This window comes from Gilvimarinus sp. 1_MG-2023 (genome assembly GCF_030548285.1).
This window is the reverse complement of the sequence record NZ_JAUOSC010001254.1, coordinates 1-258: the sequence shown is the minus strand read 5'-3', so window position 1 is coordinate 258 and position 258 is coordinate 1. Positions and strand designations below refer to the sequence as shown.

Here is a 258-nt window from a genome sequence, read left to right as displayed (position 1 = left end):
CCTGATGGGGCGCAAGGGCATCAGCGAGGCCGATTGGTCGATCATCAGCCAGGCCACGCCGACCGATCGCAACGGCACCAAGTTCCTGACGCGCCAGGCCATCGAGGCGGTGAACGATCCCGGCGCACAAGCGGCGGCGGCTCGCTGGATGGGCTTTGTGTCGGACGAGGCGCAGTTCGCTGTCGTCAATCCTGACCTTGCCACGCGGGCGATTGTGACCGGCGGCGGCATGCCTGCGGGCACGGTGCGCGGCGAGGC

1 protein-coding gene is annotated in these 258 nt (G+C 69.0%); it reads left to right on the top strand.

What is annotated here, in order from left to right; genetic code table 11:
• The coding region (locus Q4563_RS20890; RefSeq protein WP_303605883.1) for a hypothetical protein at positions 1-258 on the top strand (258 nt) is incomplete at both ends.